The sequence below is a fragment of the Pseudomonas sp. 2VD genome (assembly GCF_005503585.1).
Taxonomy (GTDB): domain Bacteria; phylum Pseudomonadota; class Gammaproteobacteria; order Pseudomonadales; family Pseudomonadaceae; genus Pseudomonas; species Pseudomonas aeruginosa.
On record NZ_SCND01000142.1, the window covers coordinates 1 to 13,827 of the forward strand.

The 13,827-nt window shown below is 69.9% G+C and carries 13 protein-coding genes and 1 pseudogene; 7 read left to right on the top strand and 7 right to left on the bottom strand.

Going from position 1 to position 13,827, the window contains the following annotated elements; genetic code table 11:
* The 5 genes and pseudogenes from FFS27_RS16725 to FFS27_RS16745 all read left to right on the top strand — a co-directional run.
* Positions 1-640 (top strand): annotated as a pseudogene (locus FFS27_RS16725) (cupin domain-containing protein); the annotation flags it as partial.
* Positions 641-652: 12 nt separating this feature from the next.
* Complete coding sequence (locus tag FFS27_RS16730; RefSeq protein ID WP_021264850.1) at positions 653-1,351, top strand: fumarylacetoacetate hydrolase family protein; 699 nt, start codon at positions 653-655, stop codon at positions 1,349-1,351.
* A 77-nt stretch (positions 1,352-1,428) separates the two neighbouring features.
* Positions 1,429-2,775, top strand: a complete 1,347-nt coding sequence (locus FFS27_RS16735; protein ID WP_023101220.1) for an MFS transporter — start codon at positions 1,429-1,431, stop codon at positions 2,773-2,775.
* A 12-nt stretch (positions 2,776-2,787) separates the two neighbouring features.
* A complete protein-coding gene (gene maiA / locus FFS27_RS16740) occupies positions 2,788-3,432 on the top strand; it encodes a maleylacetoacetate isomerase (protein WP_003113293.1) in 645 nt (214 codons plus the stop codon).
* 41 nt (positions 3,433-3,473) lie between these two features.
* Positions 3,474-4,385: a SphA family protein gene (locus FFS27_RS16745; RefSeq protein ID WP_003131332.1), complete on the top strand. Its 912-nt coding sequence runs from the start codon at positions 3,474-3,476 to the stop codon at positions 4,383-4,385.
* On the opposite strand, the gene FFS27_RS16750 is transcribed toward FFS27_RS16745, so the two are convergent.
* From FFS27_RS16750 to dsbD, 4 genes are all read right to left on the bottom strand, one after another.
* Positions 4,367-5,701, bottom strand: coding sequence for a cytochrome P450 (locus FFS27_RS16750; RefSeq protein WP_010793051.1), 1,335 nt, complete (start codon positions 5,699-5,701; stop codon positions 4,367-4,369). The genes FFS27_RS16745 and FFS27_RS16750 overlap by 19 nt on opposite strands.
* A gap of 72 nt (positions 5,702-5,773) precedes the next feature.
* Positions 5,774-6,544: a thiol:disulfide interchange protein DsbG gene (dsbG, locus tag FFS27_RS16755; protein WP_003089790.1), complete on the bottom strand. Its 771-nt coding sequence runs from the start codon at positions 6,542-6,544 to the stop codon at positions 5,774-5,776.
* Complete coding sequence (locus FFS27_RS16760; protein WP_003089792.1) at positions 6,541-7,377, bottom strand: TlpA family protein disulfide reductase; 837 nt, start codon at positions 7,375-7,377, stop codon at positions 6,541-6,543. Before FFS27_RS16760 ends, dsbG begins: the two co-directional genes overlap by 4 nt.
* Complete coding sequence (dsbD, locus tag FFS27_RS16765) at positions 7,377-9,140, bottom strand: protein-disulfide reductase DsbD (protein WP_023101219.1); 1,764 nt, start codon at positions 9,138-9,140, stop codon at positions 7,377-7,379. Before dsbD ends, FFS27_RS16760 begins: the two co-directional genes overlap by 1 nt.
* Before the next feature lie 162 nt (positions 9,141-9,302).
* Between dsbD and FFS27_RS16770 the strand changes: the two genes are divergently transcribed.
* Entirely contained in the window at positions 9,303-9,983 is a 681-nt protein-coding gene (locus FFS27_RS16770) for a response regulator (protein WP_003103570.1), read from the top strand.
* Positions 9,980-11,302, top strand: coding sequence for an ATP-binding protein (locus FFS27_RS16775; RefSeq protein ID WP_023101218.1), 1,323 nt, complete (start codon positions 9,980-9,982; stop codon positions 11,300-11,302). Before FFS27_RS16770 ends, FFS27_RS16775 begins: the two co-directional genes overlap by 4 nt.
* A 175-nt stretch (positions 11,303-11,477) precedes the next feature.
* Here FFS27_RS16775 and FFS27_RS16780 read toward each other — a convergent pair whose 3' ends face one another.
* From FFS27_RS16780 to FFS27_RS16790, 3 genes are all read right to left on the bottom strand, one after another.
* Positions 11,478-12,353, bottom strand: coding sequence for a c-type cytochrome (locus tag FFS27_RS16780; RefSeq protein ID WP_021264854.1), 876 nt, complete (start codon positions 12,351-12,353; stop codon positions 11,478-11,480).
* A complete protein-coding gene (locus FFS27_RS16785) occupies positions 12,350-13,003 on the bottom strand; it encodes a c-type cytochrome (protein WP_021264855.1) in 654 nt (217 codons plus the stop codon). Before FFS27_RS16785 ends, FFS27_RS16780 begins: the two co-directional genes overlap by 4 nt.
* A gap of 114 nt (positions 13,004-13,117) precedes the next feature.
* Positions 13,118-13,827, bottom strand: a 710-nt coding sequence (locus FFS27_RS16790) for an MsnO8 family LLM class oxidoreductase (protein ID WP_137952104.1), incomplete at its 5' end; no start/stop codon positions are given.

Sequence of the window (13,827 nt, forward strand, 5' to 3'; positions counted from 1 at the left end):
GTCCTGGACCTGGCACGACCACGGCAACCGCCCCGCCGCGGAAGGCGGCGAGCCGGTGGTCTGGCTGGACGGCCTGGACATCCCGATGCTGCGTTTCTTCGGCGCCACCTTCGCCGAAAACCATGATGAACCGGTGCAGCCGTTGCGACGTGGCGAAGGCGACAGCCTCGCCCGCTACGGCAGCAACATGCTGCCGCTGCGCCATCAGCCGACGACGCCGACCTCGCCGCTGTTCAGCTACCCCTACGCGCGCAGCCGCGAGGCCCTCGAGCGCCTGGCGCGCCTCGAACGGCCCGATCCCTGGGAAGGCCACAAGCTGCGCTACGTCAACCCGGCCACCGGCGGCTGGGCCATGCCGACCATCGCCACCTGCCTGCAACTGCTGCCGGCCGGCTTCCTCGGGCAGCCCGCGCGCAGCACCGACGCCAGCGTCTATTCGGTGGTGGAAGGCAGCGGCGTGGCGCAGATCGGCGGCCGGCGCTTCGCCTTCGAGGCCAAGGATCTGTTCGTCGTGCCCTCCTGGGCCGAGCTGCGCCTGGAAGCCGGCGCCACCGACTGCGTGCTGTTCAGTTTCTCCGACCGCCCAGTGCAGCAGGCGCTCGGCATCCTCCGCGAATCCCGCGAAACCCTCGCCCACTGAAGGACCCGTCCCATGAACCATCTCTTCGCGCCCGAAGCGCCCGTCAGCCTCACCATCCATGGCAGCGACCAAATCTTCCCGGTGCGGCGGGTCTACTGCGTCGGCCGCAACTACGCCGCCCACGCCCGGGAAATGGGCTTCGATCCCGAGCGCGAGCCGCCGTTCTTCTTCTGCAAGCCGGCCGACGCGGTGGTCCCGGTCGCCGCCGGCAGCACCCTGGAGCTGGCCTACCCGAGCCAGACCGGCAACTACCACTACGAGATCGAACTGGTGGCGGCGATCGGCAAGGGCGGCTGCGACATCCCCCTGGAGCAGGCCGAGCAACACGTCTGGGGCTACGCGGTGGGCCTGGACATGACCCGCCGCGACCTGCAGATGCGCATGCGCGAGATGGGCCGGCCCTGGGAGATCGGCAAGGCCTTCGACCGCTCGGCGCCGATCGGCCCGCTCTACCCTGCCAGCCAGGTCGGCCATCCGCGCCACGCCGCCATCAGCCTCCAGGTCGACGGCGAAGATCGCCAGCGCAGCGACATCGACCAGTTGATCTGGTCGGTGGCGGAAACCGTCAGCTACCTGTCGCGCTTCTTCGAGCTGCGCCCCGGCGACCTGGTCTTCACCGGCACCCCGGAAGGCGTCGGCGCGGTCGAGCGCGGCGAGCGGATGCTCGGCGCCATCGACGGCCTCGGCGAACTCAGCGTCCGCGTGGTCTGACCCACCGCCCGCGCACGGCGCGGGCCCACCCTGCCCTTCATCCGGGCCGTCGCCGCGGCGACGGCCGAGGAACGCTCATGCCTACGCCCGACAAGAACAACAAGATCGACGTACAGGCTTTCATCGATGCGCAGGCGATCTCCGCCTTCCAGTTGCGAGTCCTGTCGCTGTGCTTCCTGATCGTCGCCATGGACGGATTCGACACCGCCGCCATCGGCTTCATCGCCCCGGCCCTGGCCCACGACTGGCAACTGAGCCCGGCGCAACTCAGCCCGATCCTCGGCGCCGCGCTGGCCGGCCTGGCCCTCGGCGCCTTCGCCGCCGGCCCGCTGGCCGACCGTTTCGGACGCAAGAGCGTGCTCCTGCTCTCGGTGCTGTTCTTCGGCGGCTGGAGCCTCGCCTCGGCCTACGCCGGTTCGGTGGAAACCCTGGCCCTGCTGCGCTTTCTCACCGGCCTCGGCCTGGGCGGGGCGATGCCCAACGCGATCACCCTGACCTCCGAATACTGCCCGCGCCGACACCGCGCGCTGATGGTCACCGCAATGTTCTGCGGTTTCACCCTCGGCTCGGCGCTGGGCGGCCTGCTCGCCGCGCGGATGGTCCCGGCGCTGGGCTGGGAAAGCGTGCTGCTGCTCGGCGGCGGCCTGCCCCTGGCGAGCCTGCCGCTGCTCTGGGCATGCCTGCCGGAGTCGGTGCGCTTCCTCGCCCGCCGCGCACCGGACGCGGCGCGCCTGCGGCGCATCCTCGAACGCCTGGGGCGCCTGCCCGACGGCTGGGCCGGGCGCCTCGAACTGCCCGCCGACGAGTCCGACGGCACCTCGCCCCTGCGGCAGATCCTCGGCGCCGAGCTGCGCGGCGGCACCCTGCTGCTCTGGGCCACCTTTTTCATGGGCCTGCTGATCATCTACCTGCTGACCAACTGGCTGCCGACGCTGATCGGCGGCACCGGCTTCAGTCTCGGCGAGGCGGCGACGATCAGCGCCATGTTCCAGCTCGGCGGCACCCTCGGCGCACTCCTCCTGGGCAGCGCCATGGATCGCTTCGACGCGCACCGGGTGCTGAGCCTGGCCTACGTCGGCGGCGCCCTGTTCATCCTCGGCATCGCCAGCCTCTACCACAGCTTCGCCCTGCTGGCGCTGTGCGTCGCCGGCGTCGGTTTCTGCATCAGCGGCTCGCAGGTCGGCGCCAACGCCCTGGCCGCCGATTTCTATCCGACCCGCAGCCGCGCCACCGGGGTCAGCTGGGCCCTCGGCCTGGGCCGCATCGGCTCGATCGTCGGCTCCCTCAGCGGCGGCGCCCTGCTCGGCCTGGGCCTGGGCTTCAGCGGCATCCTCGCCCTGCTGGTGATCCCGGCGCTGCTCGCCGCCGTGGCCGTGCATCGCCTGGGCCGGCGCCGGGCCAGGCCTTCTTCCGTCACTCTCTGAACAGGACTTCCCATGCAGCTCTACAGCTTCTTCAACAGCTCCACGTCCTATCGGGTGCGTATCGCATTGGCCCTGAAAGGTCTGGATTACCAGGTAGTGCCGGTCAACCTGCGGCAGGGCGAGCAACTGCGCCCGGCCGACCGCCAGCGCAACCCGATGGGCGCGCTGCCGACCCTGGTCGACGCCGACGGCCGTCGGTTCAGCCAGTCGCTGGCGATCATCGACTACCTCGACGCCGTGCAGCCCGAACCGCGCCTGATCCCTCTCGACCCACTGCATCGCGCCCAGGCGCTGGAACTGGCCCTGCTGGTGGCCTGCGACATCCATCCGCTGAACAACGTGCGGGTGCTCAAGTACCTGACCCAGGTCCTCGGCATAGACGCCGAGGACCGCCAGCGCTGGTACGCGCACTGGGTCGCCGAGGGCCTGGCGGCGGCGGAGACCCTGCTGAACCGACACCGTCGCGGCGCCTTCTTCGCCGGCGCCGCAGCGGGCATCGTCGAGTGCTGCCTGGTGCCGCAACTGGCCAACGCCCGGCGCATGGGCTGTGACCTGGCGCCCTACCCGGCGTTGCTCGAACTGGAGGGGCGCTGCCTGGCGCTCGAAGCCTTCCAGCGCGCCAGCCCCGAGCGCCAGCCCGACTACCTGCCGGACTGACGCGCTGCCCCGTGGAAAACAACAACAAGAAGGACACGCCCATGACCACCCGCATCCGGGCCAGCCTGCTGGCCCTGCCCCTACTGCTGCCCTCGTTCCAGGCTATCGCCGCGCTGCCGGGGATGAACCTCGGCCAGACCTCCTTCCTCGACGGCAAGGCCCTGCCCGGCACGCTGTTCCAGCAGTTCGTGAATATCTACGAGGCCGACGACTTCATGGACGCCAACGGTCACCGGCGCCCGCTCGACAATCGCCTGCGCACCCTGCTCGCCACCAGCCACTTCGCCCACATCAGCCAGCACCAGCTGTTCGGCGCCTACTACGGCGCGGAAATCCTCGTCCCGGTGCTGCTCGCCGATCCCGACTTCGAACCCCACGCTGGCAGCGCCAACGGCCTCGGCAACCTGATCGTCAGTCCGTTCATCCTGCAATGGCCACAGACCGAGCTGTTCGGCCGGCCCTACTGGCAGCGCCTGAACCTCGCCTTCCAGTTACCCACCGGGCGCTATGACAGGCATCGGGCGATCAATCCCGGCAGCAACCACTGGAGCTTCAACCCGCACTACGCGCTGACCTGGGAATTCGCCGAAGGCTGGGAAGCCAGCGCTCGCCTGCAGTACCTGTTGCCGGGCAAGAATCGCGACCCGGCGCCGCCGTTGGCCGACGACTACCTGCAGCCGGGCCAGGCGTTCCACGCCAACTACTCGGTATCGCTGGCGCTGGATGCGCATTGGCGAGTCGGGTTGTCCGGCTACAGCCTGCGACAGATCACCGACGAGCGGGTCGACGGGCACGACCGCCCGGACTCCCGCGAGCAGGTCGATGCCATCGGCCCGGCGCTGATGTTCGGCTGGGGCAAGTCGCGGCTGTTCCTCAATGCCTATCACGAATACGGCGCACGCAACCGCAGCGAGGGCAGCCGGCTGATCCTGCGCTACTCGCAGGTCTTCTGAGCGTCGCCTTCCGGGACGATCGGCAAGCGCTCCAGGGTGCGGAACACCGAGCTGCGCCGCCAGCGCAGGTCCGTCGGTTCCGAGGCCAGGGCGAAACGGCGACGCACCAGGCCGCGCAATGCGCATTGCAATTCGAGCCGGGCCAGGTACGCGCCCAGGCAGTAGTGCGGACCATGGGCGAACGCCACGTGCTGCTTGGCGTTCGCTCGCTGCAATTGCAGGCGGTCGGGGGCGGCGAACATCTCCGGGTCGCGGTTCGCCGCGAGGAAGCTCAGCCAGACCTTCTCTCCAGGCGGAATCCGCTGGCCGCCGATCTCCACCTCCTCCAGGGTGCAACGCACGCCGCCGCGCACCGCGCCGTCGAAGCGCAGCAGTTCCTCCACCGCGTTCGCCGCCAGCTCCGGGCACCGCCGCAGCAGGTCGAGCTGGTCGGGATGGGTGAGCAGCGCCAGCGTAGCGTTGCCGACCATGCTGATGGTGGTTTCGAACGCGGCCATGAACACCATGGCATAGGCCGCCACCAGGTCCTCGAGGCCCAGTCCGGCCTCCAGCATCGCGGCGCCGTCGAGGATGCTCGGCGCCGCGCCGGACGGCGGGCGCGAAGAGCCATCGCTCCAGCCGCGCGCCTGGCGTTGCAGGTAGTCGCTGAAGGCGGCCGCGCTGCGGTTGATCTGCCCGGCATCGCCGTGGCTGGCGGCGAGATCGAGCCCGGCGGCCAGGTCGCGGCCCCAGGGCAGCAGTTGCCCGGTATCTTCGCGGGGAAAGCCGAACAGCTCGGCGGCCACCCGGATCGTCAGCGGTTCGGCGAAGTCCCTGAGCAGATCGGGCTCGCGGCGCTCCAGCAAGCTGTCGAGGAGCTCTTCCACCAGCGCCTCGATGCACGCCTCCCAGCGGCGCACGGCGTCGGGGCCGAAGGCCGGAGCGAACAGCCTGCGCAGGCGGGTGTGCCGCGGCGCGTCATTGAACAGCATGAAGTTGTCGTAGAAGCGCGCCAGCGGTTGCAATTGCTGGTGGCCGAACCAGCTGGCGCCGCCCTGGCGGACGCCGGCGGCGCCAAGGCGAGCGGGGTCGGCGGAGAAACGGCGGTCGCGCAGGCACGCCGAGACATCGGCATAGCGACTGATCCACCAGATCGAGGCCTGGTCGCGGCAGACCGGCGCACGGGAGCGGATCAGCCGCAACAGCGGATAGGGATCGGCGACGAAGTCGGGATGGTAGGTGTGGATGTCGAAACCGTCGCTCCGCGGGGCCAGCGCCGGACGCTGAGCGTCATGGCGCGGCTGCGCGCTGCCTTCCTCGCTGAATGCGTCGTCCATGGCCCTCGCTCCGCTGGGTTGGCGTAACGCAGGGAGTATAGATGGCCGGCGGCTCGGCGCCGGCCCGGAGGATCAACGCGGACCGAGGATCTCCGCCAACTGGTCCGGCTGCGGCGCGCCCTGTTGCTGCTGCATGCGCCCCTCGGCATTGAGATAGAAGATCGCCGGGGTCGCCGCGGCGCCCATCGACTCCATCAGTTCCATGTTGCCGGCGAGCTGCTTGCGCACCGCCGCCGGGATCTTCGCCAGCGGCTTCAGGGTGCTGGCCTTGCCCGCCTGCTCATGGTCGTGCAGGGCCTTCTGCGGGTCCTTGCTGGCCAGCAGCGCGGCGGACTTGGCTTCGCTGTCCTCGCGGATGATGCCGACCATGATATGCCGCAACTGCACCTTGCCGGCGTCCACCCAGGGCCGCGCCTGCTCCCAGAACATGGTGCAGTACGGGCAGTTCGGGTCGCTGAACAGGTAGACCACGCGCGGCGCGTCGGCACGGCCATCGGCGATCCAGGCGCTCTGCTCCATCTTCTGCCACATTTCCTTGGCCAGCGGCGCATACACCAGGCGCTCCAGCGGTTCGCGGCTGAGGTCCTTGCCCTGGGCGTCGAACAGGTGGCCGGTGAGTACGTGCTTGCCGTCGGGCGTCAGGTACAGCGCCATGCCCTGGTTCTGGTATTCGGCGGCGTAGCCGCGCAGGCCATCCGGGGCGTCGAAGCTGCCGAGGATGCGGGCGCCCTTCTCCTGGACCATGCGGATCGGCGCCGGCAGCTCCTCCGCCGCCGTGGCCAGGCCGGCGTTGAGGAGGGTCAGGCCCAGGCCAAGGGTGATCAGGTTGCGCGGCAGTCTCATTCGGAACTCCTGGTTGCGGGGGCGGCAGCGGCCGGCTCGAAGGCTTCGAGGTAGCGCGCCAGGCTGCCGCGGGACAGTTCGCCGAGATGGCTGCCCAGCAGGCGGCCCTCGGCGGTGTAGAAAACGGTGGTGGGCAAGGCGACCGAGCCGACCTGCTGGCCAAGCTGCCCGCCGTTGTCGAACAGCAGGTTGTCCAGGCGCAGGTTCTCGCCCTGGAGGAAATGGCGCACGGTCTCGGCGCTCTCGCCCTGGTTGGCGAAGAGGAACACCACGTCGGGATTCTCCGCCTGAGCCTGTTGCAGCACCGGCATCTCGCGCCGACACGGCGGGCACCAACTGGCCCAGAGGTTGATCACCAGCGGGCGGCCCCGGAAATCGGCCAGTTGCACCGACTCGCCGGCGGCGTTGCGCAGGCTCAGTTCGGGCAGGCGCGTACCGCGCTCGTAGATGCCCAGGCCCAGGCTGCCAAGCAGCCAGAACGCCAGCCCGAGGCTGGCGCCGACACCCAGCGAGCGACGTAGCGCCGGTCGCCGCCAGGCCCAGAACAGCGCGCCGAGCACAGCGGCGAGCAGGCCTGGCCAGGCGAGGAAACCGCCATCGCGGATATCCAGCATCTGTGCGAAGTCGCCGCGGTACTGCGGCCAGTAGCGCACCACGAAAGCCAGGCGCGCCACCAGCAGGCCGAGCAACAACAGGTTGAACAGCACCGGCTCGGCGTTGCGCCCGCCACCGCGCGCCGCCAGCCAACCGCCGAGCAGCGCGGCGCCGAGGGCGAGGAACAGCAGCAGGTGTTGCAGCGAGACCACCAGCGGCCCCAGGGAAAAACTCAGCATCAGCCGCGCTCCCGGGTCGCCTGCCAATGGGCGAGGAAGCCGCCGGCGTCGACTTCGCCGGTCAACCGGCGCGCGCGGCGCTCCTCGCCTTCCGGGCCGATCCAGATCAGGCTCGGCGGGCCGGGTACCTGGTAGCGGTGCAGCAGCTCGCGGCTGGCGGCGTTATCCGCGGTCACGTCGAGCCGCAGCAGGCGCACGCCCTGCAGGGCGGCGAGCACATCGGGTTTGGCGAACACCTGTTTCTCCATGATCCGGCAGGACACGCACCAGTCAGCGTAGTAGTCGAGCAGCACCCATTGTCCCTCGGCCTTGGCCGCAGCCAACTGACGGTCCAGCTCGGCCGGCTGGCTGACCGTGAGGAACGCCTCATGCGCGCTGGCCGTCGGCGTAGCGCCCCGGTTCGCCGCCGCATACACCTGTAGCGGACGCCAGGGGTCGTCTGCCCCGGCCGCGGCGCCCAGCAGCATCGCCGCGCCCCAGAGACCGAAGATGCAGCCCGCCGCGCCGAACAGCACCGCGTGCCGTGCCAGGCCTCGCGCCGTGTGCAGCGCGGCGTAGGCCAGGACCAGCAGCAACGCGCCGCCAAGGCCGATCCACAGCGCCTCGCCGAGCAGCGGACGCAGGAGTATCCAGGCGGTGCCGAGGAAAAGGAAGCCGAACACGCCCTTGACCAGGTTCATCCAGGGACCGGGCTTGGGCAGGAAGCGGCTGCCGACCGTCACCAGCAGCAACAGCGGCATGCCGATGCCGAGGCCCAGGCTGAACAGCACCAGGCCGCCATGCAGGGCATTGCCGGTCTGCGCGATATAGAGCAAGGCGCCGGCCAGCGGCGCGGTCATGCACGGCCCCACCAGCAGCCCGGACAACGCGCCGAGCGCAGCGGCACCGGCCAGGCTGCCGCCCTTGCGGCCGCGACTGAGACCGTCGAGGCGGTCGCGCAGGGCAGCCGGCAGTTGCAGTTCGAAGAAGCCGAACATCGGCAGCGCGAGGAACACGAACAGCGCGGCGAAGCTGCCCAGCAGCCACGGCTGTTGCAGCCAGGCCTGCAGGTTGCCGCCAAGCAGCGCCGCGACCACCCCGAGTCCAGCGTAGACCAGCGCCATGCTCAGCACGTAGCTACCGGCCAGCAGCAGGCCGCGACGAGGGCCGGCGCCGCTGCCGACCACCAGCCCGGCGAGGATCGGCAGCATCGGCAGCGAACAGGGAGCGAACGCCAGCAGCAGGCCGAGGCCGAAGAACAGCAACAGGCTCCAGGCCAGGTTGCCGGCCTGCAGGCTGCCGGCCAGGCCCTGGTCCTCGGCGACTTCGCCGCTCGTCCCGGCGGCGGCAGGGCCGGTACCGCCCAGGTCGAGCGCCTGGCTCTGCGGCGGATAGCACAGGCCGGCATCGGCGCAGCCCTGCCAGCCCAGGCGCAGTTGTCCGGCGGCGGCCGCCGGCAGGGTCAGTTCCAGGCTCTGGCGATAGACCTGCGACTCGCCGAAGAACTCGTCGCTGTGGCTTTCGCCGGGCGGCAGCTGCGGCTGCAAGGCCGGGTCGAGTCCGTCGAAGCGCAGGCGCTTCTGGTACAGGTAGTAGCCCGGCGCGATCTGCCAGCGCAGTTGCACCTGGCCGTCGTCGAGGCGCTCCCAGGTGAAGCGGAAGGCTTTCTCCACCGGCAGGAAATCCGTCTGCGTCGCGCCGCGCGGCGCGAACAGGTCGTCGCCCGGTTGCGCCTGGGACAGGCCCGGCAGCAGGAACATCAGGAGCAGGATCAACACACGCATGGATAACGCCTTCTACGATGAACTCGGCGGCAGCATGGCCAGCGACGATTAACAGGCCGTTAACGCGGCCACGGGAAAACCCCGGCGACGCGCCGGGCGGGGCATAATCCTGGCTTAATTCGCCCGCTTCAGACTCCTATCCCTTTAACCAGCGATACCGCCATGCATGTACTGCTCACCGAAGACGACGACCTGATCGCCAGTGGCATCGTCGCCGGCCTCAACGCCCAGGGCCTGACCGTGGACCGGGTGGCCAGCGCCGCCGATACCCAGGCGCTGCTCCAGGTGGCGCGCTTCGACGTGCTGGTCCTCGATCTCGGCCTGCCCGACGAGGACGGCCTGCGCCTGCTGCAACGCCTGCGCCAGCAGGGCGTCGACCTGCCGGTGCTGGTGCTGACCGCGCGCGACGCGGTGACCGACCGGGTCGCCGGGTTGCAGGCCGGCGCCGACGACTACCTGCTCAAGCCCTTCGACCTGCGCGAACTCGGCGCCCGCCTGCATACCTTGCAACGGCGCTCCGCCGGGCGCTGCGTCAACGTCATCGAACACGGTCGCCTCAGCTACGATCCGAGCACCCGCGAAACCTGGCTCGACGGTCGCCCCGTGGAGCTGTCGCGACGCGAACAGGCGCTGTTGCAGGCATTGCTCAACAACCGCGGGCGGATCCTCAGCGGCGAGCAGCTCAAGGACAGCGTCTATGGCTTCGGCGACGAGGTCGAGAGCAACGCCCTCAACGTCCACATCCATCACCTGCGGCGCAAGCTCGGCAACGCCATCGTGCAGACCGTGCGCGGCCTCGGCTACCGCCTCGGGCCGGCGCGCGGCGACGGAGACGACGCATGAGCCTGCGCCTGCGCCTGACCCTGATCCTCGGCTCGGCCTTCATCCTGCTCTGGTCGCTGGCCGCGGCCTGGATGCTCTGCGACCTGCGCGGGCAGATGATGCGCTCCTTCGACCAACGCCTGGCGGCCTCGGCGCGGATGGTCGCCGGCCTGCTCCAGCAGTTGCCGCAGCCGCAGCCGGCGGACGGCCAGACCACGCGCCTGAGCGCGGAGCAACTGGGTATTCCCAACGGCATGGCCTGCCAGGTCAGCTCATTGCGCGGCGAAGTCCTGGCGCAGAGCCATGCCACCCCGGAGCGGGCGCTGGACAGCACCGCCAGCGGCTTCCGCGACCAGGAAATCAACGGCGTGCTGTGGCGCAGCTTCACCGTGCAGGCCGGCGATCTGCGGGTCAGCACCGCCGACCGCCTGGAAGAGCGCGACGTGCTGCAACGCTCGGTGGTGGTGGCCGCCGCGGTGCCGGTGACGGTCGCCCTGCTCGGCAGCCTGGCCCTGCTCTGGCTCGGCGCCGGCCAGGGTCTGGCGCCGCTCAAGCGGATTCGCGACGCCCTCACCCGGCGCGGCGCCGACTCGCTGGAGCCACTGGAGCTGGCGGCCCTGCCGAGCGAACTGAAGCCGCTGGTGGAAACCCAGAACCAGTTGTTCCAGCGCATCGCCCAGGCCATCGAACGCGAGCGACGCCTGACCGGCGATGCCGCCCACGAACTGCGCAGCCCGCTGACCGCGATCAAGACCCACCTGCAGGTCGCGCGCATGACCGAGGGCGCCGCCGCCGAGCAGGCCCTGGCCCACGCCGAGGAAGGCGCCGACCGTCTGCACCGGACGCTGGACCAGTTGTTGCTGCTGGCGCGGGTGGAAGGCAGCCTGTCGTTCGACGACGGCGTGCAGTGCAGCGCCGAGGATGCCGCCCGGGTGGCCATGCACGACGCCGGTCACGGCGATGAGCGGATGTTCGAGCTGAGGCTGGCCGACGGCTTGTCCGAGGCGCCGCTGGAAGTCCCCTCGGTGCTGGCCATCGCCGCGCTGCGCAACCTGCTGGACAACGCCCTGCGCCACACCGCCGCCGGCACCCGGGTGGAGCTGGCGGTGGAAACCGCGCAAGGCTGCGCGCGCTTCCACGTCCGCGACCACGGCCCGGGCATCGCCGAAGCCGACCTGCCGCATCTCACCCGGCGCTTCTGGCGCCACGGCAAGAGCGGCGGCAGCGGGCTCGGCCTGGCCATCGTCCAGGCCATCGTGCAACGCTGCCAATGCCGGCTGGACTTCGACAGTCGCGCGGACGGCCTGCGGGTGACGCTGGAAATGCCGCTGCGCGAGTGATGCGCGGGCCCACCCGCCAACCGGCCCCCGTAGGGCGAATAGCCGCCCGCGGCTATCCGCCGGACCGAGGCCCAGGCATCGGCGGATAACGCCGTTGGCGTTATCCGCCCTACCCCCGCGCCGACCTGCTTCCGCCGGACCGGGTCTCCGTCCTGCGGACGCCAGGCCACGAGGGTCAGATTCCCTGTCCCAGCAGCACGCCGTTGACCTTCTGTCCGTACAGGTTGACGCCGTCGTTGGCATGGAACTTCTGCCGCGTCTTCTCCACCGAACCCTCCACCAGGCGCGGGTCCTGCGGGCGCTCGTGGCTGTTCATGAAGGCGGCAACGTCCCAGGCGTCGCGGTCGCTGAGGGTACCGGGCTTGCCCAACGGCATGTTGTACTTGATGAAGGAAGCCGCGGTGTTGATGCGGTGCATGCCCGCGCCCCAGTTGAACGACTGCGCGCCCCACAGCGGCGGGAACACCGCCTGCCCCAGAGCCATCTGGCCCTGGCCGTCGGCGCCGTGGCAGATCGCGCACTGCGCGGCATAGACCTTGGCGCCGCGCTCGATGCTGTAGCCGCCTTCCGGCGGGGCCACGTCCGGATAGCCGCGTCCGGGCAGGCTGACCCCGGTCGGCGCCTGGCTCGCCAGCCAATAGGCGTAGACGGTCAGGGCCTTGATCTCCGGGCTGTCGGCCGCCGGCACCTTGCCGTTCATGCTGAACTGGAAGCAGCCCTGCAGGCGCTCGGCGAACGTATTGACCTTGTTGTTCTTGGCGCGGAACGCCGGATAGACCGGGTAGGCCGCCCACTGCGGCGCGGAGTTGGCCCGGCGGCCCTGGTCGAGATGGCAGTTGACGCAGTTGAGCTGGTTGCCGACCAGATGCGGCGCGTTCTTCCGGGTTTCCACGAACAGCGCCTGGCCCTGGCGGACCATTTCGCCGAAGGCGTTGTCCGGGAGGCTGCTTTCCGCCGGCGGCTGGAACGGCTCCGAGGGCGCCGTTGCCGCGTGGACGGGAGCGACCAGCAGGCCGGCGACGGCCAGGGAAAGGATCGACGGCATGTTCATGGCTGGCCTCCTGCCTGACCGAGGGTGGCGAAGAACTGGCTGACGCTGCGGATCTCCTCTTCGCTGAGGGATTTGGCGATATGTCCCATCAGATCGTTCGGGTCGTTGCGGCGAGTGCCAAGCTGCCAGGCGCGCAACTGGTTGCTCAGGTACATCTCGCCCTGCCCCTGCAACGGCGGGAAGGCCTCCCCCACGCCGCTGCCGGCCGGACCGTGACAGGTCACGCACTCGGGAATGTTGCGCTCCCAGGCGCCACGCACCGCCAGGGTCTCGCCGGGGCTGCGCGGGGTGGCCACGCGCGACAGCGCCACCGGCTTGGGCGCCGGCATTGCCGCGAGGGTATTGGCGAGCGCCTGGATCTCGTCGTCGCCGAGAGCATCGGCTATGCCCTTCATCACCGGGTGCTCGCGACTGCCGCCCTGCTTGAGGTCGTGCAGCTGCTTGCTCAGGTAGGTGGCGGGAAGGCCCGCCAGGCGCGGAAAGCCGGCGGCGGCCAGGCCCATGCCATCGGCGCCGTGGCAGGTGACGCAGGCCGCGGCGGCCGGGTTGGCGCCGCCCTGGGTATAGAGTTTCTGGCCGTCGACGGCGGCCTGGGCCGTCGCCGCCAGCAAGGCGGTCAATGAAAACAGCAGTCGGTGTGCAACCGGCATGGCAGGGTTCCTCTCTGGCTTATTGTTTTTAGTTCTAAGTTTAGAACCAAAAAACCTATCGCCGAAAGACCCTACCGCACGCAGGTCTACATCATTTTCCCTACAGGCCCCGGATCACGCCCCTTTCAGCCCCGCGACGATTTCGCAAGAGCGCAGCCGATGGGCGTGCTCGTAGAAGTCGCTGGTGAAGATAAGCTCGTCGGCGCCGGTCTGCTCCAGGAGGATCTCCAGGCGCGCGCGAACCTTCTCCGGACCGCCGATCACCGCCAGGCCGAAGAAGCTGCCGACCGCATCCTGCTCGTGGGGCAGCCACAACGGCGCCATGCTTTCCACCGGCGGCTTCTGTTTCAGGCTCTCGCCGCGGATCAGCGCCAGCACGCGCTGGAAGGCGGTAGTGGCGAGGAACTCGGCCTCTTCGTCGGTAGGTGCGGCGATCAGCGGCACGCCGATCATCGCGTAGGGTTTGTCGAGTACCGCCGAGGGCTGGAAGTTGCTGCGGTAGATGCGCAGCGCCTCGTGCAGGTAACGTGGTGCAAAATGCGAAGCGAAGGCATAGGGCAAGCCTTTCTGCGCCGCCAGGTGGGCGCTGAACAGGCTCGAACCGAGTAGCCAGATCGGCACCTGGGTACCCTCGCCCGGCACCGCCAGCAGGCTCTGCTGGGAACGGCGCGGGCCGAGCAGCATTTCCAGCTCGGCGACCTGCTCGGGGAAGTCGTCGCCGTTGCCCAGGCGATCGCGACGCAAGGCGCGCATGGTCGCCTGGTCGGCGCCCGGGGCGCGGCCAAGGCCGAGGTCGATGCGGCCCGGGTAGAGCGTCTCCAGGG